23 protein-coding genes are annotated in these 23,852 nt (G+C 69.4%); 8 read left to right on the top strand and 15 right to left on the bottom strand.

The window, feature by feature from the left end:
• Positions 1-13 precede the first annotated feature (13 nt).
• Complete coding sequence (locus tag QMG86_RS10490) at positions 14-2,224, bottom strand: MMPL family transporter (protein ID WP_281879169.1); 2,211 nt, start codon at positions 2,222-2,224, stop codon at positions 14-16.
• 505 nt (positions 2,225-2,729) lie between these two features.
• Here QMG86_RS10490 and QMG86_RS10485 point away from each other — a divergent pair.
• A complete protein-coding gene (locus QMG86_RS10485) occupies positions 2,730-3,842 on the top strand; it encodes a lycopene cyclase family protein (protein ID WP_281879168.1) in 1,113 nt (370 codons plus the stop codon).
• Positions 3,839-4,807 carry a non-homologous end joining protein Ku gene (ku, locus tag QMG86_RS10480; RefSeq protein WP_281879166.1) on the top strand — a complete coding sequence of 323 codons (969 nt, stop codon included), beginning with the start codon at positions 3,839-3,841 and terminating at the stop codon, positions 4,805-4,807. The genes QMG86_RS10485 and ku overlap by 4 nt, the downstream gene beginning before the upstream one ends.
• A 31-nt stretch (positions 4,808-4,838) precedes the next feature.
• Here ku and QMG86_RS10475 read toward each other — a convergent pair whose 3' ends face one another.
• From QMG86_RS10475 to QMG86_RS10465, 3 genes are all read right to left on the bottom strand, one after another.
• Positions 4,839-5,549: a hypothetical protein gene (locus tag QMG86_RS10475; RefSeq protein WP_281879165.1), complete on the bottom strand. Its 711-nt coding sequence runs from the start codon at positions 5,547-5,549 to the stop codon at positions 4,839-4,841.
• 106 nt (positions 5,550-5,655) lie between these two features.
• A complete protein-coding gene (locus QMG86_RS10470; RefSeq protein ID WP_281879163.1) occupies positions 5,656-6,468 on the bottom strand; it encodes an SDR family NAD(P)-dependent oxidoreductase in 813 nt (270 codons plus the stop codon).
• 224 nt (positions 6,469-6,692) lie between these two features.
• The gene (locus tag QMG86_RS10465; protein ID WP_281879162.1) at positions 6,693-8,021 is read right to left on the bottom strand and encodes an NAD(P)/FAD-dependent oxidoreductase; all 1,329 of its coding nucleotides are present in this window, start codon (positions 8,019-8,021) and stop codon (positions 6,693-6,695) included.
• Positions 8,022-8,209: 188 nt separating this feature from the next.
• On the opposite strand from QMG86_RS10465, the gene QMG86_RS10460 reads away from it, so the two are divergent.
• Complete coding sequence (locus QMG86_RS10460; protein WP_281879161.1) at positions 8,210-8,395, top strand: DUF2795 domain-containing protein; 186 nt, start codon at positions 8,210-8,212, stop codon at positions 8,393-8,395.
• A 130-nt stretch (positions 8,396-8,525) separates the two neighbouring features.
• Positions 8,526-9,110 carry a hemerythrin domain-containing protein gene (locus QMG86_RS10455; protein ID WP_281879160.1) on the top strand — a complete coding sequence of 195 codons (585 nt, stop codon included), beginning with the start codon at positions 8,526-8,528 and terminating at the stop codon, positions 9,108-9,110.
• 150 nt (positions 9,111-9,260) lie between these two features.
• Here QMG86_RS10455 and QMG86_RS10450 read toward each other — a convergent pair whose 3' ends face one another.
• The 11 genes from QMG86_RS10450 to QMG86_RS10400 form a co-directional block, all read right to left on the bottom strand.
• Entirely contained in the window at positions 9,261-9,689 is a 429-nt protein-coding gene (locus tag QMG86_RS10450; protein ID WP_281879159.1) for a DUF4189 domain-containing protein, read from the bottom strand.
• 290 nt (positions 9,690-9,979) lie between these two features.
• A complete protein-coding gene (locus QMG86_RS10445; RefSeq protein ID WP_159837593.1) occupies positions 9,980-10,372 on the bottom strand; it encodes a metal-sulfur cluster assembly factor in 393 nt (130 codons plus the stop codon).
• Positions 10,373-10,401: 29 nt separating this feature from the next.
• The gene (sufU, locus tag QMG86_RS10440; RefSeq protein ID WP_281879158.1) at positions 10,402-10,869 is read right to left on the bottom strand and encodes a Fe-S cluster assembly sulfur transfer protein SufU; all 468 of its coding nucleotides are present in this window, start codon (positions 10,867-10,869) and stop codon (positions 10,402-10,404) included.
• Positions 10,870-10,872: 3 nt separating this feature from the next.
• Entirely contained in the window at positions 10,873-12,126 is a 1,254-nt protein-coding gene (locus QMG86_RS10435) for a cysteine desulfurase (protein ID WP_281879157.1), read from the bottom strand.
• 1 nt (position 12,127) lies between these two features.
• Positions 12,128-12,904 (bottom strand): Fe-S cluster assembly ATPase SufC, encoded by a 777-nt coding sequence (gene sufC, locus QMG86_RS10430; protein ID WP_281879155.1) that lies wholly within the window; start codon positions 12,902-12,904, stop codon positions 12,128-12,130.
• A gap of 38 nt (positions 12,905-12,942) precedes the next feature.
• Complete coding sequence (gene sufD / locus QMG86_RS10425; protein WP_281879154.1) at positions 12,943-14,121, bottom strand: Fe-S cluster assembly protein SufD; 1,179 nt, start codon at positions 14,119-14,121, stop codon at positions 12,943-12,945.
• On the bottom strand, positions 14,121-15,557 hold the full coding sequence (gene sufB, locus QMG86_RS10420) for a Fe-S cluster assembly protein SufB (RefSeq protein ID WP_043727016.1): 1,437 nt from the start codon (positions 15,555-15,557) through the stop codon (positions 14,121-14,123). The genes sufD and sufB overlap by 1 nt, the downstream gene beginning before the upstream one ends.
• A complete protein-coding gene (locus QMG86_RS10415) occupies positions 15,554-16,354 on the bottom strand; it encodes a helix-turn-helix transcriptional regulator (RefSeq protein ID WP_281880897.1) in 801 nt (266 codons plus the stop codon). The genes sufB and QMG86_RS10415 overlap by 4 nt, the downstream gene beginning before the upstream one ends.
• 304 nt (positions 16,355-16,658) lie before the next feature.
• Positions 16,659-17,678, bottom strand: coding sequence for a zinc-dependent alcohol dehydrogenase (locus QMG86_RS10410; RefSeq protein ID WP_281879153.1), 1,020 nt, complete (start codon positions 17,676-17,678; stop codon positions 16,659-16,661).
• Positions 17,679-17,705: 27 nt separating this feature from the next.
• The gene (locus QMG86_RS10405; RefSeq protein ID WP_281879151.1) at positions 17,706-18,398 is read right to left on the bottom strand and encodes a TetR/AcrR family transcriptional regulator; all 693 of its coding nucleotides are present in this window, start codon (positions 18,396-18,398) and stop codon (positions 17,706-17,708) included.
• Between the two features lie 336 nt (positions 18,399-18,734).
• The gene (locus QMG86_RS10400; RefSeq protein ID WP_281879150.1) at positions 18,735-19,595 is read right to left on the bottom strand and encodes an NmrA family NAD(P)-binding protein; all 861 of its coding nucleotides are present in this window, start codon (positions 19,593-19,595) and stop codon (positions 18,735-18,737) included.
• 68 nt (positions 19,596-19,663) lie between these two features.
• Here QMG86_RS10400 and QMG86_RS10395 point away from each other — a divergent pair, with 68 nt between their 5' ends.
• From QMG86_RS10395 to QMG86_RS10380, 4 genes are read left to right on the top strand one after another with little or no spacing between them, the layout of a single operon-like run.
• Positions 19,664-20,395, top strand: coding sequence for a TetR/AcrR family transcriptional regulator (locus QMG86_RS10395; protein WP_281879148.1), 732 nt, complete (start codon positions 19,664-19,666; stop codon positions 20,393-20,395).
• A 20-nt stretch (positions 20,396-20,415) separates the two neighbouring features.
• Positions 20,416-22,125 (top strand): polyprenol phosphomannose-dependent alpha 1,6 mannosyltransferase MptB, encoded by a 1,710-nt coding sequence (gene mptB / locus QMG86_RS10390; RefSeq protein ID WP_434085570.1) that lies wholly within the window; start codon positions 20,416-20,418, stop codon positions 22,123-22,125.
• Positions 22,122-23,054 carry an ABC transporter ATP-binding protein gene (locus QMG86_RS10385; RefSeq protein WP_281879146.1) on the top strand — a complete coding sequence of 311 codons (933 nt, stop codon included), beginning with the start codon at positions 22,122-22,124 and terminating at the stop codon, positions 23,052-23,054. Before mptB ends, QMG86_RS10385 begins: the two co-directional genes overlap by 4 nt.
• Complete coding sequence (locus QMG86_RS10380) at positions 23,051-23,842, top strand: ABC transporter permease (RefSeq protein ID WP_281879145.1); 792 nt, start codon at positions 23,051-23,053, stop codon at positions 23,840-23,842. The genes QMG86_RS10385 and QMG86_RS10380 overlap by 4 nt, the downstream gene beginning before the upstream one ends.
• Positions 23,843-23,852 lie beyond the last annotated feature (10 nt).

Raw genomic sequence — 23,852 nt, 5'->3', positions numbered from 1 at the left:
CGATCGTCGCGGCTCAGAGCCGCGCGGGCTGGAGCCAGTCCTCCCGTCCCGCGACCGCGGGAGCGGCAGGCTCCTCGTCGATGCCGAAGCGCCGGTGCAGTGCGCGCAACGGGCCGGGCGCGTACCAGTTCCAGTGGCCGAGCAATTCCATCGCCGCGGGCAGCAGGAAGCCGCGCACCAGGGTCGCGTCCACCAGGACGGCGAGCGGAAGCCCGATACCGAACGCCTTCATGAAGGTGATGTCGGAGGCCAGGAAACCGAGGAAGACCAGCGAGATCAGGACCGCCGCGGCCGTGACGATCCGGCCGATGCGCTCCAGCCCGGAGGTGACGGCCAGCGCGTTCGATCGGGTGCGCTGGTACTCCTCCCGAATGCGCGCCAGCAGGAAGACCTGGTAGTCCATGGCGAGACCGAACGCGACGCCGAACAGCATGACCGGAACCGTCGGCGGCAGGTCGCCGGTGACGGTGAAACCGAGCAGCCCGGACAGGTGCCCGTCCTGGAAGATCCAGACCAGCGCACCGAAGGTCGCGGTGAGGCTCAGGAAGCTGAGCACGACCGCCAGCAGCGGGAGCACGACGCTGCCGGTGAGCAGGAACAGGACCACCACCATGATCAGCACGACGAAGGCCAGCGCGTAGGGCAGCGCCGAGATCACCGAGCCGATGGCGTCCGCGTTGGCCGCGGCCACGCCGCCGACCAGCACCGGCGAGGCGGCGGGCGTCGCGCGCACGTCATCGGCGATCCGGTCCAGCACCGTGGGATCGGTGGTGTCCGGGACCACCGTGAGATAGGCGGCGTTCGCGGCGCGGAAGCGGCCGTTGGCCTCGGTGGGCGCGGCGAGCAGCCCGCCGTGGCTGTAACTGCCGGTGGCGGTGTCGACCCGGCGGACGTTCTCGATCTCCGACAGTTCCCGGGCGTAGGCGTCCAATCCGGCGGCGCTGTAGGCGCTTTCGGGCAGTACCGCGAACAGACCGTTCTGCTCGGTGGCGGAGAAGTCGCGCTGGATGGTCTCGGTGACCTGGCGATTGTTCATCGACTCCGGCAGCGACCGTTCGTCGGGGAAGCCGAGCTGCACGCCGAGGAACGGCGCGCCCAGCACGAGCAGCAGGGCGGTCACCGCCAGGCCGATGGGCACCGGCCGCATCATCACGAACCGCGCCAGGCGGTGCCAGGCGCCCTCGCCGGGCGCGGGGCGAGCGGCGCGCAGGAACCACCACAACTGGCCGTTGTCGATCTTGGTGCCGAGCAGGAACAGGATCGCCGGCAGCACGGTCAGCGACACCGTCGCGGCGATCACCGCGACGGCCAGACCCGCGTAACCCATCGACCGCACGGCCAGCAGCGGGAAGAACAGCAGGCCCGACAGTGCGACCGCGACGGTGACGGCGGAGAACAGGACGGTCCGGCCCGCCGAGCGCATGGTCGCCGCCACCGCGGCGCCGGGCTGCTGACCGGCGACCAGTTCGTCGCGGTAGCGGCTGATGATCAGCAGGCTGTAGTCGATCGCCAGGCCGAGCCCGAGCAGGGTGGCGACGTTGGTCGCGGTGGCGGCGAGATCGGTGACGCTCGCGATCAGCCACAGCGCGCCCATCGTGATCATCACCGTGATCATCGCGACCACCAGCGGCAGGCTGGCCGCGACCAGGCCGCCGAACACGAGCAGCAGGGCGACCAGCGTGATCGGGAAGGCGATGGATTCGCCCAGCACGACGTCCTTCTCGCTCTGCTGCACCGTCTCGTGCAGCAGCATCGCGTAGCCGCCGACCCGCACCTCGAGCGGGCCGCGCGTGCCGCCGAACCGGTCGGCGAGGTCGCCCACCCGCTTGTCGACCTCGGCCTCCTCGCCGAGGATGCTGGCCACGATCAGGCCCTTGGTGCCGTCGGTGCTGCGCAGCGCGGGCGATTTGTCGGTCCAGTAGGACGTGACGCCCGCGACGCCGGGCTCCGACTTCAGCTCGGTGGCCAGGTTCGTCGCCGCGGTGGCCGCGGCGTCGTCGTCGACCGATCGGCGAGTTTGCACCAGCAGCACGAAATTCGGGGTGGCCTCGCCGAAGGTGTCGCGCAGCACGGCGGTCGCCCGGCTCGATTCGCTGTCGGGGTCGATGTACCCGCCGCCCTGCACTTTGTCGAACAGCGTCGCGCTCAGCGTGCCCATCGCCAGTGCGAGCACCACGAACACGGCGAGGATCCACCGGCTGCGCCGCCTGGTCAGTTCGAACACTGCGTCTACCCCTAACTCGTTCCGGTCGTGCCGCTTTCGCTCTCGGACGCCAGCGGTCGCCGGTCGGCAACCTGCCCGGCGCGCCATCCGCGGCGCACCGGTGCGCCGACACCTGACACTCGGCACCGGAGCCGGATGCGTGCGCCAGCGCCCCGGCATCCTAGCAACGCGCGACAAACTACGGTGAGCGCGAACACATTCCATCGGCACACGGCCCGGCCACGACCGGTCCTGCCGAGGCGCGGCCGCACCGCCGGGGACGCTCGGCCCGCACCGACCGGCCGCGCGGGTGCGCGTCGAAGTCGCCCCCTCTTCGTGGTCACCGACTGCGGTCTGGACACCGATCCGCGCCGGTCACGTTTCGGCACGCGGGCTTGGCACTCCGGAGCACCGCGAAGCCGGATCCTCCGCGCCTTCCCGTGTGGGCGGTACCCGCGTCGAGTGCGCAGATGAGAGGCTGCCACCATGCCTCGCATCGCATCACCGCGAACCTCAGGCCCGTGACGTGACACCCGACTTGGTCGTCTGCGGTCTCGGCCCGGCCGGTCGCGCCCTCGCGCACCGCGCCGTGGCGCGCGGGCTCACGGTCACCGTGGTGGATCCCGCGCCGGAGCGCAGGTGGACCGCCACCTACGCGGTGTGGGCCGACGAACTGCCGGAGTGGCTGGCGCCGGATGTCGTCGCGGCGACGGTGCCCCGGCCGCTGGCCTGGGGAACGCGCGCGCACCGGCTGGACCGCCCCTACGTCGTGCTGGACACCGGTAGATTGCAGACCGCGCTGGGGCTAGCCGACGCGAACGTCGTCACCGACCGCGCGGCCCACATCGCTCCCGAACGGGTGACCTTGGTCTCCGGTGCGACGATCACCGGCGCGAGGGTGATCGACGCGCGCGGCCTGGCCCGCTCACCCGCCCGGGCCGAGCAGACCGCCTACGGCGTCATCGTGGACGCGGAACGCTGCGGCGGACTCGACCCGCTGTTCATGGACTGGCGGCCGGACAACGGCGCCGCGCCCGGCGCGCCGCGCTCGTTCCTCTACGCCGTCCCGTTGGACGCCGAGCGAATGCTGCTCGAGGAAACCTGCCTGGCCGGTCGTCCCGCGTTGACCGGTGCGCAACTGCGCGCGCGCTTGCGGCACCGGCTCGATGCCAGGGGCATTCGATACACCGGCGAGGAGCCCGTGGAACACGTCCGATTTCCGGTGCAGGGCGGCCGCGTCGGGCGTCGGAGATTCGGGGCGGCGGGCGGATTCCTGCACCCTGCGACCGGGTACAGCGTCGGCGCCACGCTGGCTTCCGCCGACGCGGTGGCGGCGGGACAGGACGTGTGGCCTGCCGCGGCACGCGTCGTCCACCGGCTGCGCGGTGCCGGGCTGCGCGCCCTGCTCGCGCTGCCGCCCGATGATCTCCCGCTGTTCTTCGACACCTTCTTCGCGCTGCCCCCGGCGACCCAACGCGCGTATCTGTCGGGCCGCACCGACCTCGCGGGCACGGCCAAGGCGATGAGTGCGCTCTTCGTGGCGTTGCCGGGGCGGCTACGGCGGCGTGTCGCGGCCGCGACACTCGGGGTTCCGGTTCCCGCGCGAGGTCGAGGGGCTTCGGCCATGATGGGTGTATGAGATCGATCTGGAAGGGCTCGATCGCATTCGGGCTGGTGAACGTTCCGGTGAAGGTGTACACCGCCACCGAGGACCACGACATCCGGTTCCATCAGGTGCACGCCAAGGATGGAGGCCGGATCAAATACGAGCGCGTCTGCACCGTGTGCGGTGAATCCGTCCAGTACACCGAGATCGACAAGGCCTACGAGTCCCCGGACGGCGACAAGATCGTCCTCAGTGACGAGGACTTCGCGAAACTGCCGGTGGCCGAGAAGCACGAGATCCCGGTGCTCCAGTTCGTGCCGTCCGAGCAGATCGACCCGATCCTGTTCGAGAAGAGCTACTACCTGGAACCGGATTCCAGCACGCCGAAGGCCTACGTCCTGCTGGCGCGGACGCTGGAGAAGATCGAGCGCACCGCCCTGGTGTATTTCACGCTGCGGCAGAAGACGCGGCTGGCCGCGCTGCGCGTGCGTGAGGGCGTTCTGGTGGTCCAGACGCTGCTGTGGCCGGACGAGGTCCGCTCCGTCGACTTCGAATCCCTCGACGGTGTCGCCGACCCCAGGCCGCAGGAGATCAAGATGGCCGAGACGCTCGTCGAGGCCATGTCCGACGACTTCGATCCGGAGCAGTTCACCGACGAGTACCAGATCGAATTGAAGCGCTTGCTCGACGAGGCGATCGCCAGCGGCACCGGCAAGGTGCCCGAGCAGCCGGAGCTCGCGCCGAGCGGGATGGACGCCGAGGTGGTCGACCTGGTCGCCGCCCTGCAGCGCAGCCTGGAGGCGAGCGGGCGCAGGACCGCGGGTGGCGAGGGCGCGGAGCCGAAGAAGACCGCGAAGAAGGCCGCGGCCAAGAGCGCCGGAGCCAAGAGCACCGCGTCCAAGAGCGGCGCCTCGAAGAGCGCGGCCACCAAGAGCACGGCGAAGAAGACGCCTGCGAAGAAGGCGGCCAAAAAGGCCCCGACGCGCAAAGGCGCCTGACGACCGCGGAGCGGAACCGCATGGCGGCGCGTCAGCCCTCCGCCGCGAGCTGCCTGCCCTCTTCGAAGAACTCCAGCAATGCCGCGACGGTATTCACCGCGCCGCGCGGCCTGCGCGCGCCGAACGGCGCGTTCCAGAAATCGCCGGTCCGTGGCGTCCATGGTCCGATGTAGGCGTACGGGCCGGGATGGGCGTCGTCTCCCGGCGAGACCCCGTAGTTCACCTCGTCGAGCGTGCTCGACAGATCGAAATGCTCCGGCCACAGCACCGGCGTCACGCCGGAAGCCAGGCAGCGCAACGCCTTGTCCCCTACCGCGAGCCAGTCTTCGATCAACCCGGCCGCCGAGGGATCCACCTCGATCGTCGCATCGGGGTCTACGCCCGTGGTGTCCGCGTACACACCCTCCGGCGGCCCAGGTTCGAAACCCGCAGCCCGGGCGAGTTCTCGATAGGTTCCCTCCAGCAGGACCCGCCCTTCCGGCCAGACCAATTCCGCTCCGACAACCGAGACCGGCCACCGCACACCCCCGAAGCCTCCCCGCACGACGCCCAACCGGATGGTGCCGAACTCCCGGAATTGCGGCCCAGCGATCAACAACTCCGCGACCGCGTGCAACCCGGCGCGCGATCGCCGATACGTCACCTCGTCCACCACCGCATCATCTCCGCTGTCCCATACCTCGCGCAGGGGTTTCCGACGGGTGGCGCCCGGCTTCGCCCATTCACTCTCGGATGCCGGCACGCTTGCGATTCTCAGCCAGAGGCGAAGGCGTTCGGCAGCACCAGCGGAGCGCCCGGGATGTGCGACGAACGAAGCAATTCGGCCTTGTCGGCTTGATCGGGTGGTCTCAGTCGACAAGTGCACCGCCCGACAGATTGACAACGGTTCCGGTCATGACTCCAGCGCGATCTGAAGCAAGGAAAGCGGCAGTCTCTGCGACTTCGGAGAGCGTGGGCAGCCTTTTCAGGAGCGTCCCCTGCGCCATCGCCCCGCCTTCGAGCAATTCCTGGACCGATTCCCCCGCCGCTGCCGCGGTCTGGACGAAGAGATCCTTGGTGTAGGAACCCGCCGCCGGGGCGTCGACGACAGCGTGTGGACGGATGTCGATGACCCGGATGTTGCGGGGTGCCAGCTCCGCGGCCAGACCCCGCGCGAATGCTTCCTTGCCGGCCGCGCTCACGGCGTGCCCGAGGATGCCGCCCACGGCCAGTTTGGCGCCGGGCTCGGACAAGGTCAGAATGACGCCAGGACGCTCGCGACCCATGTGCGGTGCCACAGCCTTGCTTGTGATGAACAGCGTCCGCAGAAAGCCGTCGATCGGCCGCATGAACTCCGCCAGCGAGAGGTTCGCCAGCACCGTCCCCTGGTCGTGCATCACGCTCACGGCATTGAGGGCGATGTCGATGCTCCCGCCCGCCGCCGCGATCGCGTTGGCGTGGTTTTCGACCGCCTGTTGATCGAGAACGTCGACTCGCGCGGTCTCGACGGTCCCGCCCGTGGCGGCGATATCCTCCGCCACGGCGTCGAGCTTCGCCTGCGTTCGCCCGGCGAGGAAGACCCGCGCGCCTTCTCGGGCGAATACCCGTGCGATAGCGCCGCCGATTGCGCCCCCGCCGCCATAGATCACAGCGTTCTTGTCCTCGAGCAGCAATCCACTCATGTGTGTCCTCCGGAGTTCTGCAGCCGCACCACGAATACCAATACGCAACCATTGGTTGCGCATAACCGTAACCGACGCACCCGACGATCCGCAACCTCTTGTTGCGCAATGGTCGCGCGCGGGCTGTGGTAGCCGCCCGGCGGATCGGCATCACGGGCTCCCGGCCACAGAGATGTCTCGTCGGCAACGCGGGCGCGGAAGCCGGCGTGAAGGCGTCCTGATGGTCAGGAAGGCCGGGTGATGCCCTCGCTGCCGCCGAAGCTGGCTTCCTCGTGGCTGACGAGTCCGAGCAGCGCCAGCGGCCGCGGTGTCACCGCGATGGTCAGGTAGGAGACCGTGATCGCCCAGCGGTTCACGGCTCTCGGCACGGCGAAGGTGTGATAGGCGCGCGTCACCGCCTTGGCGGGCAGACCGGAGAGGCGGATGCCCATCGGGTTGGCGACGGCGAAGCCCGGCCCGAGGTCGACGACCAGACCGAGGTCGCGATGCTTGTAGTCCACGGCAGTGCCGATGCCGAGACTGGCGGCGACGTTCCTGGCCAGCGTCTTGCCCTGCCGCGAGGCGTGCTGCGCCGTGGGCGGCGTGATCCGGCCCGGCTTGGTGAGGTCGGGCACGGCCGCCGCGTCCCCGCCCGCGAAGACGTCCGGATGGCCGGGCACGGCCAGTTTCGCGTCGACGACCAAGCGCCCCTTCTCCAACGGCAGGCCGAGCGTGCCGAGCACCGGCGCGCCGGTCACGCCCGTCACCCAGGCGACGGTGTGCGTCGGAACCACCGTGCCGTCGGTGAGCACGACCGAGTTCTCGTCGAGTTTCTTCAACGAGGTCTCCAACCGGATCTCGATACCCCGTTTCCGCAGCACCTTCAGCACCTTGTCGCTGAGCCGCTCGCCGACTTCGGGCATCACCCTGGGGGCCATGTCCAGCAGAAGGAAACGCACTTCGGCGGGGTCGAATCCGCGCCGGGCGGCGTACGCGTCGGCGAGGGCGCGCAACTGCGCGATCAGCTCGGTACCCGCGTACGACGCCCCCACGACGACCACGGTGCGGCGGGCCCGCCGTACTTCGGCGTCCTCTTCGTCGTCGGCGAGTTCGAGCTGGCGCAACAACTGCTCACGCAGGTACAGCGCCTCGGCGACGGTCTTGAGCCCGCGCGCGTGCTCCGCCAAGCCGGGTATGTCGAACAGCCGGGTGACCGATCCGGGCGTCAGCACCAGCCGATCCCAGGACAACTCCCGGGGCGGGTACTGCTCACCGGCCACCGTGATCGTCTTGTTCTGCAGGTCCACCGACCGGACGTTCGCGACCACGAGCCGGACCCGCGGCAGCGAATCGGCCAGGGAGATGGCGACGAATCGGGGGTCGATCAGTCCGCCCGCCACATCCGGCAGCAGCGGGGTGTAGAGCATGTAGTCGTTCGGGGTGACGAGGACGATTTCGACGTCCCGTTTCGCCTTCGCCACGATGCGGCAGAGCTTCTGGGCGCAGGTGAACCCGGCGAATCCACTCCCCACGATCACGACCCGCTGCGGGCTCGCGGTGTTCCCATCCGACACGGAGACCTCCTCGACGTCAGCTCTCCGACGCGATTCCCGCCCAGACCGTCCCGAAACCGCGCTACCGGCCGCTCGTGACTCGGCGAACTCCGCCGAACCGGCATTCATCGGTGGTTTGGCGTGCCGGGAGGGTGGTAGTGCGTCGGTGTCAGCTGCTCGAATCGGCGATTGCGCGAAAGGAGCACAGCATGGGCCAGGTCAATCCGATCCAGGTGCAGAAGTACCTCTCCGGTCTCGACTATCCGTGCGACCGCGAGGGCATTGTCTCGGCAGCCCGGGACAACGGTGCGGACAAAGACATCCTCAACGCCCTCGAGGCGATCCCCGACCGGACTTACGACGGCCCGAACGCGGTCAGCCAAGCCGTGTCGTGAACGCCCGCGACCACGGATCCCGGCGGCTACGGCCGGACCGGATCCGCGGTCGCTCGCGCCACCCCCTGAGCCCCGCACGCTGCAACCGGGCAGCGGACCCGCATGGCCAGGCACTCGGAAGGAGAACGCAGTGGACGCATTGACATTTCTGCGCACCGACCACGAAGGCGTACTCGGGATTCTCGAGTCCCTGGAACGTGGCCGGGGCAGCGGCGACGCAGAGGTCCGCGCTCGTGGTGATCTGGTGACCACCCTGGTGATCGCGGAATCGCAGCACGAGGCGATCGAAGAGCAGTTCTTCTGGCCGGAAGTCCGGCGGACGGTCCCGGACGGCGACGAACTCGCCGATCGGGCGATCGGCCAAGAGGACCGGGCCAAGAAATTGCTCCAGCAGCTGAAGAACTCGCAGGCGGGCAGCTCCGAGTTCGAGCAGGCGCTGACCGAGTTCATTCCCGCCGCGCGCGCCCACATCGAGTTCGAGCAGTCCGAGGTATGGCCGGTGTTCGCGGACGCGATACCACCGGAGACGTCCAACGAACTCGGGCGCAAGATGGCCGCGGCGAAGGCCATGGCACCGACCCGGCCGCATCCAGGCGCGCCGTCGAGCCCCGGCTATCTGAAGACCATGGGCATGGTGTCCGCGGTCGTGGACAAGATCCGCGACCTGATCAGCGGCAGGCGCTCCCACTACCCGCCGACCGCACCCCCGTCCTGACCGGCTGGCCGGGTTGTTGCTCAGCGTGATCTCGCCGCCCTTCGGAGCGGGATCAGCAACGGCCGGAGACTCGGGCGCATTGTCAGTGAACTAGACGTTCGACTAGTTCGCGTGCAGGGTTTCGCTCGGCCGGTCCATGCGGCGCTGAGGCTACCCGGCAGTCGACGTGCAGGCTGTCAAACGGACCGTTCCCGGCCGGGGGATGGCGCTGCCGAGATCGGGGAACGGCGGTGCGCTCGGACCGAGGACCTCGATGGCCCGGCGTTCGGCTTCGGCACGGGTGGCGCCCCACGCCCATCCGTGTCTGCCGTCGGCGCCGCGCACCACGGACCCACAGGCGTTCCAGAACTGCACCACCGTCCGACAGTCGGCGACACCGCATTGAGCGCGAGCCGCGCTGTCCGCGGCGGCGGCGCTCGCATAGTCCACCGCCGAAGTGACGGCGCCTGTGCTGGAGGAAAACGCCAGCGCGCCATAGTAGGTCGCCGCACGCGCTTCACCCGCAGGAGCGCCGACCACGGCGCAGGTGGCGGCCGACACCGCCGCGAGCCCGAGGGCAGCCTTGTGCGGCACCGACATGTGAGGATCCTCCCCGTCTCTCGTCTGTGGGGTCAGATCATCGCCGGACTCGTACGCTTTGTCCAAAAACAGGCTTCCCACCGTGGGCAGGTCCGTGATACCGGCGCGGTAGGCGCTCGTCTGACGAAAGCCCTTCGCGCCGAGCAGCGGTCGGTGCGGCCGTGCGGATGGGTAGTGACCGGTAAGGGTCGCCGGTGACCGGACCACTACCACTGCACGCGGCATATGACGCAGCCGCCGGGCAGCACCTTGTTCAGGCACTGCCCGGCGGCTGCTACCAGCTCTGGCGATTACACCGTGAACCCGAGGGCGCGCAACTGCTCGCGGCCGTCCTCGGTGATCTTGTCCGGCCCCCACGGCGGCATCCAGACCCAGTTGATCTTCAGGTCTTCCACCAGCCCGCTGCGCACCAGCGCGTTGCGGGACTGGTCCTCGATGACGTCGGTCAGCGGGCAGGCCGCCGAGGTCAGCGTCATGTCGAGGACCGCGATGTTCTCCTCCTCGACGCGCAATCCATAGACCAGACCCAGGTCGACGACGTTGATGCCCAGTTCCGGGTCGACGACGTCGCGCATCGCCTCTTCGATGTCCTCGAGCAGCTTGATGTCCTCCGCGGACAGCTCGGCCGGTTCGGCGGCCGGCGCGGCCGGTTCGGTCGTGTCGGTGGCCGGTGTGTCACTCATGACGCTTCCCCGTTTCCCATCGGACGGTGTCAGTTCTCTTCCGCGGCGCCGGCGGGCTGCTCGGGGCCGATCCTGAGGACGGCGTCCTTGAACGCCATCCACCCGAGCAGCGCGCATTTCACCCGCGCGGGGTACTTCGAGACACCCGCCAAGGCGATGCCGTCGCCGATCACGTCCTCGTCGCCCTCGATGGTGCCGCGGCTGGAGATCATCTCACTGTAGGAGTCGACCACCTTCAGCGCCTGTTGCACCGGCAGCCCGATGACCTGGTCGGTGAGGATCGAGGTGGCGGCCTGGCTGATCGAGCAGCCCTGCCCGTCGTAGGAGACGTCGGCGATGTCACCGTCGTCGTCCAACCGCACGCGCAAGGTCACCTCGTCGCCGCAGGTCGGGTTCACGTGGTGCACCTCGGCCCCGAACGGCTCGCGCAGCCCCCGGTGATGCGGGTGCTTGTAGTGATCCAGGATCACTTCCTGGTACATCTGCTCCATGCGCATGTCTTATGCAACTCCGAAGAAGCTCTGTGCCTTCCGCACGGCGGCGACCAGCGCGTCCACCTCGGCCACGGTGTTGTAGACCGCGAAGGAGGCACGCGCGGTGGCGGCGACGCCGAAACGCCGGTGCAGCGGCCACGCGCAGTGGTGGCCCACGCGGATGGCGACGCCCTCGTCGTCCAGGATCTGCCCGACGTCGTGGGCGTGGATGCCGTCGACGACGAACGCGACCGCACCGCCGCGATCGACGTTCTCGGCGGGCCCGATCACCCGCACGCCGTCGATCCCGGCCAGTCCTTCCAGCGCCGCGCCCACCAGCGTGTGCTCGTGCGCCGCGACCGCGTCCATGCCGATCTCTTCGAGATACCGCACAGCCGCGCCCAATCCGACCACCTGCGAGGTCATCGGCACACCGGCCTCGAAACGCTGCGGCGGCGGCGCGTAGGTGCTGTGGTCCATGAAGACCGTCTCGATCATGGAACCGCCGGTGATGAACGGCGGCATGTCCTCCAGCAGCGCGCGGCGGCCGAAGAGCACGCCGACGCCGGAGGGACCGAGCATCTTGTGACCGGAGAACGCGGCGAAATCCACACCGAGGGAACGGAAGTCGACCGGCATGTGCGGCACCGACTGGCAGGCGTCGAGCACGACCAGCGCGCCCACCGCCTTCGCCCGGCGGACCAGCTCCTCGACCGGAGCCACGGCGCCGGTGACGTTGGACTGGTGGGTGAACGCGATCACCTTGGTGGCGGGCGACAATTCCAGCGATTCCAGGTCGATCCGGCCGTCGTCGGTCACGCCGTACCACTTGAGCGTGGCGCCGGTGCGACGGGCCAGCTCCTGCCAGGGCACCAGATTCGCGTGGTGTTCCAGCTCGGTGACGACGATCTCGTCGCCCGGTCCCACGTGGTGCGGGAACCTGTCGTCGGCGAACGCGTAGGTCACCAGGTTCAGCGACTCGGTGGCGTTCTTGGTGAACACGATCTCGCCCGCGTCGACGCCGACGAACCGCGCGATATCGGCCCGGGCGCCCTCGTAGGCGTCGGTCGCTTCCTCGGCCAGCTGGTGCGCGCCGCGGTGCACCGCCGAGTTGCTGGTGATCAGGAAGTCGCGTTCGGCTTCGAGCACCTCGATCGGCCGCTGTGCGGTCGCGCCGGAGTCCAGATACACCAACGGTTTCCCGTCCCGGACCGTGCGGTTCAGGATCGGGAAGTCGGCCCGGATGCGGGCGACGTCGAGGGTGCGGACCGTAGCGGTCATATCAGGCTCCAGCGGTAGCGGTCTGAGTGAAGCGGACGTAGCCGTTGGCGTCGAGTTCCTCGGCGAGCTCGGGGCCGCCCTCGGCGACGATGCGGCCGCCGACGAAGACGTGCACGAACTGCGGCTGGATGTAGCGCAGAATGCGGGTGTAGTGCGTGATCAGCAGAACGCCGCCGTTCTCCCGCTCCTTGTAGCGGTTGACCCCTTCGGAGACGATGCGCAGCGCGTCGACGTCCAAGCCGGAGTCGGTCTCGTCCAGGATGGCGATCTTCGGCTTGAGCAGCCCCAGCTGGAGGATCTCGTGGCGCTTCTTCTCGCCGCCGGAGAAGCCCTCGTTCACGCTGCGCTCGGCGAAGGCGGCGTCGATCTCCAGTTCGCTCATCGACTCCTTCACCTCCTTGACCCAGTGCCGCAGCTTGGGGGCCTCGCCGCGCACGGCGGTGGCGGCGGTGCGCAGGAAGTTCGACATCGAGACGCCGGGAACCTCGACCGGGTACTGCATGGCGAGGAACAGGCCCGCACGCGCGCGCTCGTCCACCGACATCGCCAGCACGTCCTCGCCGTCGAGGGTGATCGAGCCGGAGGTCACCGTGTACTTCGGGTGACCGGCGATCGCGTAGGACAGCGTCGACTTGCCCGAGCCGTTGGGGCCCATGATGGCGTGCGTCTCACCGGATTTCACCGTGAGGTTCACGCCCTTGAGGATCTTGATGGGCTCGCCGGACTCGTCGGGGTTGGCGACCTCGACGTGCAGGTCCTTGATTTCCAGGGTGGTCATCGAATTCGGATTCCTTTGCCAGGTATGGGGGTCGTTGATCAGGCGCCGATGGCGGCGAGTTCGGCCTCGATGGCCGCCTCCAGCCGCTGCCGGACCTCGGGCACCGCGATCTTCTGGATGATCTCGTGGAAGAAACCGCGCACCACCAGGCGGCGGGCGGCGTCCTCCGGGATGCCGCGGGCGCGCAGGTAGAACAGCTGCTCGTCGTCGAACCTGCCGGTCGCGGACGCGTGCCCGGCGCCGACGATCTCGCCGGTCTCGATCTCCAGGTTCGGCACCGAGTCCGCCCGCGCGCCGTCGGTGAGCACCAGGTTGCGGTTCACCTCGAAGGTGTCGGTGCCCTCGGCGGCGGCGCGGATGAGCACGTCGCCGACCCACACGGTGCGAGCGTCGCCCTTCGGCGAGTGCGGATCGCCTTGCAGCGCACCCTTGTACAGCACGTTCGACTTGCAGTTCGGCACCGCGTGATCGACCAGCAGGCGCTGTTCGAAGTGCTGGCCCGCGTCGGCGAAGTAGAGGCCGAGCAGTTCGGCGTCGCCGCCGGGTCCGTCGTAGCGGACGTTTCCGGTCAGGCGCACCAGGTCGCCGCCGAGGGTGACCGAGGTGTGCCGCAGCGTGGCGTCGCGGCCCAGCTTGGCGTGGTGGGCGGTGGCGTGCACGGCGTCGTCTGCCCAGTCCTGCACGGCGACGACGGTCAGCGAAGCCGAATCACCGAGCACGAATTCGACGTTCTCGGCGTAGGTTCCGCTGCCGCGCTGGTCGATGACCACGGTGGCCTTGGCGAAGCGGTCCAGCCGGATCTGCAGGTGGCCGTAGGCGGTCTTGCCCTCGCCGGGGCCGGTGATCGTGACGGTCACCGGTTCGGCGACCTCGACCTCCTTGCCGACCGACACGACGGTGGCTTGCTCGAAGCCCGAATACGCCTGCGCGGCAACGCGATCGGACGGCACGCCGCCTTCGCCGAGCCGGGTGTCGGCGCGGTCGACCGTCTCGACCGTCACGCCCTCGGACGCGGCGACCTCGACGGTCGCGCGGCCGTCGCGGACCGCGCTGCCGTCCTGCAGTCCGCGCAGGCGGCGCAGCGGGGTGAACCGCCACGCCTCGTCCTTGGCGGAAGGCACCTCGAAGGCGTTGACGTCGAACGAGGTGAAGACCTCGCCCTTGTTGATCGCGGGGGTACGAGCCTCGGCGGCTTCGGCGACGTTCTCGACGGCCATCAGCCGACGGCTCCTTCCATCTGCAGTTCGATCAGGCGGTTCAGTTCGAGCGCGTACTCCATCGGCAGTTCCTTGGCGATCGGCTCGACGAAGCCGCGCACCACCATCGCCATCGCCTCGTCCTCGGTGAGGCCGCGGCTCATCAGGTAGAACAGCTGGTCCTCGGAGACCTTGGAGACGGTCGCCTCGTGACCCATGGTCACGTCGTCCTCGCGGATGTCGACGTAGGGGTAGGTGTCCGAGCGGCTGATCGTGTCGACCAGCAGCGCGTCGCACTTCACCGTCGACTTCGAGCCGTGCGCGCCCTTGTTCACCTGGACCAGGCCGCGGTAGGAGGCCCGGCCGCCGCCGCGCGCCACCGACTTCGACACGATGGTCGAGGAGGTGTGCGGCGCGAGGTGCAGCATCTTGGCGCCGGTGTCCTGGTGCTGGCCCTCACCGGCGAACGCCACCGAGAGCACCTCGCCCTTGGCGTACTCGCCGGTCATCCAGACCGCGGGGTACTTCATGGTGACCTTGGAGCCGATGTTGCCGTCGATCCACTCCATGGTCGCGCCCGCCTCGGCCTTGGCCCGCTTGGTGACCAGGTTGTAGACGTTGTTCGACCAGTTCTGGATGGTGGTGTAGCGGCAGCGGCCGCCCTTCTTCACGATGATCTCCACCACCGCGGAGTGCAGCGAGTCGGACTTGTAGATCGGCGCGGTGCAGCCCTCGACGTAGTGCACGTACGCGCCCTCGTCGACGATGATCAGGGTCCGCTCGAACTGGCCCATGTTCTCGGTGTTGATCCGGAAGTAGGCCTGCAGCGGGATGTCGACGTGCACGCCCGGCGGCACGTAGATGAACGACCCGCCCGACCACACCGCGGTGTTCAGCGCGGAGAACTTGTTGTCGCCCGCGGGGATGACCGAGCCGAAGTACTGCTGGAAGATCTCCGGGTGCTCTTTGAGCCCGGTGTCGGTGTCCAGGAAGATCACGCCTTGGGCCTCCAGGTCCTCGCGGATCTGGTGGTACACGACCTCGGACTCGTACTGCGCGGCGACACCGGCGACCAGCCGCTGCTTCTCCGCCTCGGGGATGCCCAGCTTGTCGTAGGTGTTCTTGATGTCCTCCGGCAGCTCGTCCCAGGAAGCGGCCTGCTTCTCGGTGGAGCGGACGAAGTACTTGATGTTGTCGAAGTCGATGCCATCGAGGTTGGAGCCCCACAGCGGCATCGGCTTGCGATCGAAGATGCGCAGGGCCTTCAGCCGCTGTTCGAGCATCCATTCCGGCTCGTTCTTCTTCGCCGAGATGTCGCGGACAACCGCCTCGGACAGACCTCGTTGCGCGCTGGCGCCGGCCACATCCGAATCGGCCCAGCCGTAACCGTATTTACCCAGCGAGGCGATGGCCTCTTCCTGGGTGAGCGGTTGCACCTGGTCGGTGGTCGTCGTCATTCGGCACTCCTTCCGGAGTCGTTCGTTCGTACCGCTGCGGGCTGTGCAGCGGTTGGTGCTGACGTTCTGGTGCGGTCGGCGGGCAGCACGAGCAGCGGCACATGCGTGGTGCACGCGCAGTCGCCGTTGGCGATCGTGGCCAGCCGCTGCACGTGGGTGCCGAGCAGCTCGCGGAACGCCTCGAGCTCCGCCGCGCACAGCTGCGGGAACTCCTCGGCGACGTGCGCCACGGGGCAGTGGTGCTGGCAGATCTGCACGCCCGCGCCCACCTTGCGGGTGGTGGCGGCGAACCCCGCGTCGGTGAACGCCTCGGCGATCTCCTCGGCCTTGGCCTCGGTCTGTTCCGTGGTGTGCTCGCCGACCGGTTCGATCCCGGCCACGATAGTGCGTGCTCGTTTGCGGGCGAACTCGGTGATGGCCTGTTCGCCGCCGATCTCCCCGAGCTGCCGGATCGCGGCCCCCGCCAGATCGTCGTAGGCGTGACCGAGCTGGCCTCGTCCGGCGGCGGTGAGCTGGTACTGCTTGGCCGGACGGCCCCGGCCTTTCTGCTGCCACGGTGCCGATCGACCTGCTCGCGCCTGACCGGACTCGATCAAGGCGTCCAAATGCCTGCGCACACCCGCCGGTGCCAGGCCGAGCCTGTTCCCGATCGCGGTGGCGGTGATCGGTCCTTCCTCCAGCAGCAGCTGGACGATGGCCGCTCGGGTGTGCCCTTCGCCGCCGACCGTCGCGGGGGCAGCAGCCGACCCGGCGCCGGTCCGGCGACCAGCCCCTTCGTCGTTCCTCCGCAAACCCACGGTTTTCACAACATCAGTGTGGCGGAATTCGTTCCCGAAATCTAATAAGGGTGCCCTGAGTCAGCGGCCCGATCGACCTGCGGGTATTCCGGCGCCGTGGACAGTCGCGCGCGGACAGCCCGGACAAGTGTCCACCCTCGAAACACCGGCTCCGCACCCCTCTCCCCCGGCTGACCTGCGCAGAGAAAATGCCGAGCGGAACCGAGCGGGGGGCGGGCGCGGGAAGCCCCGGCTTCCGGCACCGCAGCCGCGGCGTGGTCGACGTAGGGCGGCGGCGGCCCGCAGTGCTGTTCGTCACAGGCGCTCAGCGCACCGCGACCAGTTTCATCGGCGTCTCCAGCAGCGCGTCCACCGCCTCGTCCCACGCCGCCGTCGCGGTGGTGACCAGCGACGGATCGAAGCGACCGGCCGCGACGAGTTCGAGCACCTCGGGAATGACCGGGCGCACGTGCGCGCGGCCGGTGTGGAAGGTGCAGCAGCGGGTGTACATGTCCAGGATCGGCAGGGCCACGTCCTGCAACTGGACGCTGACGCTCGTGCACCAGCCGTCGTAAGCCGTGGCATCGATCGCCGCGCGCAGCGCCTTGGCCCCGCCCGCCGCCTCCACCACGATCGGGAAACGCCCGACCCGCGCGGCGGGTGGGCCTTCGATCGCGTCGGCCCCGAAGGATTTCGCGATATTCAACCGCTCGACGGAGTCGTCGAGATAGACGACGCGGGCGGAGCCGAGCGCCACCGCGAGCCCGGCGGCGTACAGACCGATGGACGGCGCGGCTGGGCCGCCGATCACCAGCACTTCGGCGGCGGGATCCGCCGCCAATTGCGGTCCGACCGAGCGGTAGGCGTCGGGAATGTTGTCGCTGGCACTCGCCACCGCGGCCGGGTCGACGCCGGAAGGCAGCCGCACCAGCATGGCGTCGGCGTGCGGCACCAGCGCCAGGTCCGCCCACAGCCCGCCCCAGTCCAGCCCGCCCATGGGGCCGAGACCGAAACTGGACAGGCGCGGATGGCTCGCGCAGTTCCCGGTCCGCCCGCGCGCACAGGACCGGCACGCGCCGCAGGAGATCTGGAACGGCACCACCACCAGGTCGCCCACCGCGACGCCGCGGACTTCCGGCCCGGCCTCGACCACTTCGGCCACCCCTTCGTGCCCGAACGGATACGGCCCGGGCAGCGGGAACGCGCCGCGCAGGACGGCCGGGTCCAGGTCACAGGTGGCCAGCGCGACCGGCCGCACCAGCGCCTGGCCGGGTCCGCTCAGCACAGGTTCCGGATGTTCTTCCCAGCGCATCGCGCCGGGACCGGTCAGCATCAGACGCTTCATCGTCCGAGTGTCGCTAGAACGTTCTTTCTAGTCAACGGTTTCACCCGCATCGCCCCGCTGTGCGGCCATTTCCGGAAAATTTCCGGATGAGGTCGCCCTGCCGGGCTCACTTTCGACCGAACCATCCCCCGCCGCGACGGCGCCGCCGATCCCCGCCGCCGCGAACGTCGACCTGATGAGCCGCTCCATCGACTTCGCCACCGTGCGCAGCGGAGCGTCCGACTGCCGGATGCGAGCCAGGATCGTCGCGCCCTCGTAGGCGGCGACCACCGTGGCGGCCAGCTCCGCCGCCTCCTCCCCGCGGAGTCCGAGTTCGGCGAGCAGTCCGGCGAACGCCTGCTCCATGGTGTCGAAGGCGCGCACGCACGCCGAGCGCACCGCTTCCACGTCACTGCCGCCGTCCAGCGCGGGCGTCCCGATCGGGCACCCGTCGGTCCATTCCGAGTCCGCGAGCTTGCCCGCCATGAATTCGAACAGCGTGGCCAACGTGGCGAACACGTCGGTCGGCGCCTGCCGGATCATCCGGCCGGTGAGCACGCCCGTCCCGGTGATCGCCGCGACCGCGATCTCCTCCTTGCCACCCGGGAAGTGGTGGTAGATCGAGCCGTACGGCAGTTCGGCCGCCTCGCTCAACGCCTTCAAACCGAACCCGTGATACCCGTGCCGCGCCAGCAGCCCGGACGCGGCCACCTCGATCCGCCGCCTGGACTCCGAAACCATGCGTCGATTGTGCCGCGTGCGCGGGACGGGTCCGGGCGGAACGAGCGGGGTCCGTTCGCGGTGGAAGAGCCGAGCCGCCTACAACTGCTTTACGACGGCGCCTTGTTCGTCGAGGATGGCGATGGATGGTGTGCCGTCCATAGCTACGCGCAACCGTATTCGCGGCCGCCCTTGCGGATCGCACAACGTCAGCCCGGTGCCGTTCTCACTGTCGGCGAACAACCGCAGACCCATGGCATGAGTCGCCAGGTGGATGGCATCTCCGTTCGGGTAATCCGACGAGACCTGAATATTGCCTGCCGCGCAGCCGTTTACGCGCTGTCGACGAGGTCGCGCTCAGTGGGCGGCGGATGCCTGCAGGACCGAAGCAACTGGTTCGGCGGGGCGCTGGAGCAGGGTTTCCAGCTCGCTTGCGGTAGCGGCGAATTCCCCGCGGCGCGCGGCTCGGAACATGCCGAGCAGCATGGCCGCCCGGTCCTCGGGGACACCGTGAGCGACCAGGGAGGCGGCCCATTCGGCGTCCTCGACGACGACGCGGCGGATCGTTCGTCCGGTCCGTTCGCCGAGGAGGGCGGCGATGTCGTCGAGGTCGAGGGCGTCCGGGGCGGTCAGGGGCGGAGTCGGCCCGTCGAAGCGGCTCTCGTCGGCGAGGATGATCGCCGCCGCTTCGGCGAGGTCGGCATGGGTGGTCCAGGAGACGGGGCCATCGGCCGGGGCACGGAGTTCACCGGTGTCCAGCGCGGTGCCCAGCAGGAGCGGGACGGTGGCGGCGTAGAACCCGTTGCGCAGCGCGGTGAACGGTGTGCCGGTCGTTGCCAGATACCGCTCGGTCGCGGCGTGGTCCGGCATGGGGGCGAACAGCGAATCGGCGGCGGCGGCCTGGTGGCTGGTGTACAGGATGCGCCGGGCGCCCGCGGCGCATGCGGCGTCGATCGCCGCGACGTGCGCTGCGACGGCCGCCTCCCCGGTGAGGTCGGCCGAGACGATCAGCACTCGGGTCGCGCCTTCGAATGCCTCGGCCAGGGATCGCGGGTCGGTGAAGTCGCCGCGCCGCACCCGCACTCCGCGGGCGGCCAGGTCACCGGCCCGGTCGGTGTCGCGGACGCTGACGCCCACTCGATCGGCCGGTACCCGTTCCAGCAGCCGCTCGACGATCTGGGAGCCGAGGAGTCCGGTGGCTCCGGTAACGATGATCATCACTTCTCCTTATCAACGTTATTATCGTTGTTAGCAACACCGATAGTAGCAGCGGTTAGACTTGCCGCATGGCGGAGTCGAGATCGAGCGGCGCGAGCAGGCAGGAGACGCGGGAACGCATCGTGGAGGTGGCGGCGCGGCTGTTGCGGGAACAGGGTCCGCACGCTGTCACCACCCGCGCGGTCGCCCACGCGGCCGGCATGCAGGCGCCGACCATCTACCGGTTCTTCGAGGACAAGGACGCCTTGCTCGATGCCGTCGCCGAACACGTTTTCGCCACATACGTGGCCGGCAAGACGCTCGTCGAGCAGGAGGACGACCCGGTGGTCGATCTTCGCGCCGGATGGGACATGCACATCGACTTCGCCCTGACCAACCCGGCGGTCTTCGCGATGCTCGCCGACCCGCAACGCGGGAGCGCCTCACCGGCGGCGGCCGCCGGGCTGCGGGTGCTCCGCGATCGCGTGCGCCGCGTGGCGGCGGCCGGTCGGCTCCGGGTCGGCGAACGCCGCGCCGTCGAGCTCGTCCACGCCGCCGGGACCGGCGCCGCGCTGGCCCTGTTATCCGTCCCGCCACAAGAGCGTGACCTGGGGCTTGCCGAGGCGATGTACGAGGCGGTGACCCACGTAATACTGACCGAAGACCCCTCCCCCGCCACGCGCGACACCACCGCGGCCGCGCTGTGCGGCGCACCCGAATTGCCGATGCTCACCGACGCCGAACGCGCCTTGCTAGCGGAATGGCTGCGACGCCCCGAGGAGGACTCCATCAGCACCGCCGACCCGCGTCATCCCCGCTGACATCGACACGACAGACCGGGATGCGCGCACCCACTAGGCTGCGTTGCGTGGCGGTACTGGAGGGCGCGCGGCGCAGGACACTGGCTTTCGGGCGCCGGGCACTCGGACTCGACGTGCCCGCGGCCGATCACACGATCGCGGTGCTGCACCGCGACGAGTCCGAGGTGCCCGGTCTCGATCGCAAGGAGCTGGCGCAGCTCGACCGGATCCGCCTGATGGGCGCGACCGGCACGGTGCTGATGGCGATCAGCGCACTGGGCATCGGCGCGCAGCCGGTGCACCAGAACCCCACCTCCGGCGTCCGCGTGCTCGGCATCTTCGCCCGCGCCCACACCGGCTCGCTGGCGATGTGCATGACCGGCACCGTCGTGGTCGTGCTGGCCTGGCTGCTGCTGGGCCGGTTCGCGGTCGGCGGGATCGGCGGCTCCCCCGTCCACCGGCTGACCCGCTCGCAAATGGATCGCACGCTGCTGCTGTGGCTCATCCCGCTCAGCGTCGCTCCCCCGCTGTTCAGCAACGACGTCTACTCGTATCTGGCGCAGAGCGAGATCGCCGCGCGCGGCATCGATCCCTACGAAGAAGGGCCGGTCGCGGGACTGGGGATCGACAACGTGCTCACCAACAACGTCCCGACCATCTGGCGTGACACCCCCGCGCCCTACGGTCCGCTGTTTCTCTGGATCGGCCGGGGCATCGCCGAGCTGACCGGGGACAACATCATCGCGGGCGTCTGGGTGCACCGGATCCTCGCGCTGGGTGGCGTCGCGCTGATCGTCTGGGCGCTGCCCCGGCTGTCGGCGCGCTGTGGCGTCGCGGCGGTGAGCGCGCTGTGGCTCGGCGCGGCGAACCCGCTGGTGCTGTTCCATCTGGTGGGCGGCGTGCACAACGACGCGCTCATGCTCGGCCTGATGCTGGCCGGACTGGAGTTCTGCCTGCGCGCCATCGAGGACACCCACCCGTTCGACGGCCGCGCCTACGCGTGGCTGATCGGCGGGTCGATCATCATCACGCTGTCGTCGTCGATCAAGTTCACCTCGATCATCGTGCTCGGGTTCGTCGGGATGGCGCTGGCGCGGCGCTGGGGCGCTTCGCTGCGCACGGTCGCCATCGCGGCCGCCATGCTCGGCGCGATCGCCATCGGCACAACGCTGTTCATCAGTTCGGTGAGCGGACTCGGATTCGGCTGGATCTACACGCTGAACACCGCGAACGCGGTGCGCAGCTGGATGTCGCTGCCGACCGCGCTCGGCATCATCACCGGGTTCGGCGGTGTGCTGCTCGGACTCGGCGATCACACCACCGCGCTGCTGAGCATCACCCGCCCGATCGCGGCGGTGGTCGCGGCCTTCTTCACCGTGCGCATGCTGGTCGCCACCGGCACCGGGCGGCTGCATCCGGTCGGCGCGCTCGGCGTGGCGCTCGGCGCGATCGTGCTGCTGTTCCCGGTGGTGCAGCCCTGGTATCTGCTGTGGGCGATCGTGCCGATGGCGGCCTGGGCGACCCGGCCGGTGTTCCGGGTGCCCGCGGTGGCGTTCTCGGGGATCGTCAGCGTGATCCTGATGCCGCGCGGCGCCGATCTCGAAGTGTTCCAGATCGTGGGCGCCGCGATCGCCACCGTGATCGTCGGCGTGCTGTTCATCGTGATCACGCGCAATTCGCTGCCCTGGCGCGGGCAGACGGGGGTGTCGGCTCCGTCACAGGCGCCCACCTCCTACGGTGTGACATCGTGAGCGCACCCTCCGGACCCGCCGTCAGCGTCGCCGGCGTCGTCAAGCGTTACGGCGAGACCACGGCGGTGGACGGCCTGACCTTCGAGGTGGAGCCGGCGCGGGTGCTCGCGCTCCTCGGCCCGAACGGCGCGGGCAAGACCACGACGGTCGAGATGTGCGAGGGATTCGCGACGCCGGACGCGGGCTCTGTGCGCGTGCTCGGCTTGGACCCGGTCGCCGATTCCGAACGGCTGCGCCCCCGCATCGGCGTCATGCTCCAGGGCGGCGGCGCGTATCCCGGTGCGCGGGCGGGCGAGATGCTCGACCTGGTGGCCGCCTACTCCGCGGATCCGCTCGACCCCGACTGGTTGCTGCGCACCCTGGGTCTTCAGGACAACCGCCGCACGCCCTATCGCCGCCTCTCCGGCGGCCAGCAGCAGCGCCTCGCGCTGGCCTGCGCGCTGGTGGGCAGGCCGGAAATCGTGTTCCTCGACGAACCGACCGCGGGACTGGACGCCCAGGCCAGGTTGATCGTCTGGGAGCTGATCGATGCCCTGCGCCGCGACGGGGTGACCGTCGTGCTGACCACGCACATGATGGACGAGGCCGAGCAACTCGCCGACCAGTTGGTGATCATCGATCACGGCCGCATCGTCGCCTCCGGCACCCCGGCCGAGGTCACCGCGCACGGGGCGGCGGGGCAGCTGCGGTTCTGCGCGCCGCCCAAACTGAATCTGGAATTACTGGCCAACGCCCTGCCCGAGGGGTTCGCACCCCGGGAGACCACCCCGGGCACGTATCTGGTGGAGGGCGAGATCAATCCGCAAGTGCTCGCGACCGTCACGGCGTGGTGCGCGCGTATGAACGTGCTGGCCACCGACATCCGGATCGACCAGCGCCGCCTCGAAGACGTCTTCCTCGAACTGACCGGACGGGACCTGCGCGGATGAGCGAGCACGACCGGACCGCCAACCGGTTCGCGCCGGGCACCTTCACTCCCGGCCCGCGCCCGAGCACCCGCGCCGCGATGCTGCTCGCGCAGACCAGGCTCGAGCTGATCCTGTTGCTGCGCAACGGCGAACAACTGCTGCTGACCATGTTCATCCCGATCACCCTGCTGGTCGGCCTGAGCCTGCTGCCGTTCGGTGATCTCGGCACGCACCGGGTGGACAAGATCGTGCCCGCGGTGATGATGGTGGCCGTCATGTCCACCGCCTTCACCGGTCAGGCCATCGCGGTCGGCTTCGACCGGCGCTACGGCGCGCTCAAGCGGCTCGGCGCGACGGCGCTGCCGCGGTGGGGCGTCATCGCGGGCAAGAGCGCGGCCGTGCTGATCGTGGTCGTGCTGCAAGCCGTCCTGCTCGGCCTGATCGGCTTCGCGCTGGGCTGGCGGCCGGAACCCGTCGGACTGCTGCTGGGCGCGGCGGTGATCGCGCTCGGCACCGCCACGTTCGCGGCGATGGGCCTGCTGCTGGGCGGCACCCTGAAGGCCGAGGTGGTGCTCGCGCTGGCGAACATCCTGTGGTTCGTCATGCTCGGCGTCGCCAGCATCGTGTTCGCCGCCGACGACCTGCCCACGGTGGTGAGCGTGCTCGCCCGCCTGGTGCCGTCGGGGGCGCTGGCCGAAGCGCTGGAGAGCGCGATGCACACCGGCGTCGACTGGTTCGGGATCGCCGTACTCGCGGTATGGGGCGCGGTGTCGGGGGTCGCGGCCACCCGCCTGTTCCGCTTCCACTGAAGCACAACGA

This window comes from Nocardia sputorum (genome assembly GCF_027924405.1).
GTDB lineage: Bacteria > Actinomycetota > Actinomycetes > Mycobacteriales > Mycobacteriaceae > Nocardia > Nocardia sputorum.
Note: the sequence above shows the minus strand (reverse complement) of the source record. Positions and strands in the feature narration are given on the sequence as shown.

Bases quoted from the DNA above. Each gene is read 5' to 3' on its own strand.
- QMG86_RS10380 (WP_281879145.1), top strand. From the start codon at position 23,051: ATGAGCGAGCACGACCGGACCGCCAACCGGTTCGCGCCGGGCACCTTC.
- QMG86_RS10460 (WP_281879161.1), top strand. From the start codon at position 8,210: ATGGGCCAGGTCAATCCGATCCAGGTGCAGAAGTACCTCTCCGGTCTC.
- QMG86_RS10435 (WP_281879157.1), bottom strand. From the start codon at position 12,126: ATGACCGCTACGGTCCGCACCCTCGACGTCGCCCGCATCCGGGCCGAC.
- QMG86_RS10395 (WP_281879148.1), top strand. From the start codon at position 19,664: ATGGCGGAGTCGAGATCGAGCGGCGCGAGCAGGCAGGAGACGCGGGAA.
- QMG86_RS10470 (WP_281879163.1), bottom strand. From the start codon at position 6,468: ATGAGTGGATTGCTGCTCGAGGACAAGAACGCTGTGATCTATGGCGGC.
- sufC (WP_281879155.1), bottom strand. From the start codon at position 12,904: ATGACCACCCTGGAAATCAAGGACCTGCACGTCGAGGTCGCCAACCCC.
- sufB (WP_043727016.1), bottom strand. From the start codon at position 15,557: ATGACGACGACCACCGACCAGGTGCAACCGCTCACCCAGGAAGAGGCC.
- sufU (WP_281879158.1), bottom strand. From the start codon at position 10,869: ATGCGCATGGAGCAGATGTACCAGGAAGTGATCCTGGATCACTACAAG.
- QMG86_RS10405 (WP_281879151.1), bottom strand. From the start codon at position 18,398: ATGGTTTCGGAGTCCAGGCGGCGGATCGAGGTGGCCGCGTCCGGGCTG.
- mptB (WP_434085570.1), top strand. From the start codon at position 20,416: ATGCGCGCACCCACTAGGCTGCGTTGCGTGGCGGTACTGGAGGGCGCG.
- QMG86_RS10400 (WP_281879150.1), bottom strand. From the start codon at position 19,595: ATGATCATCGTTACCGGAGCCACCGGACTCCTCGGCTCCCAGATCGTC.
- QMG86_RS10450 (WP_281879159.1), bottom strand. From the start codon at position 9,689: ATGTCGGTGCCGCACAAGGCTGCCCTCGGGCTCGCGGCGGTGTCGGCC.
- ku (WP_281879166.1), top strand. From the start codon at position 3,839: ATGAGATCGATCTGGAAGGGCTCGATCGCATTCGGGCTGGTGAACGTT.
- sufD (WP_281879154.1), bottom strand. From the start codon at position 14,121: ATGGCCGTCGAGAACGTCGCCGAAGCCGCCGAGGCTCGTACCCCCGCG.
- QMG86_RS10445 (WP_159837593.1), bottom strand. From the start codon at position 10,372: ATGAGTGACACACCGGCCACCGACACGACCGAACCGGCCGCGCCGGCC.
- QMG86_RS10410 (WP_281879153.1), bottom strand. From the start codon at position 17,678: ATGAAGCGTCTGATGCTGACCGGTCCCGGCGCGATGCGCTGGGAAGAA.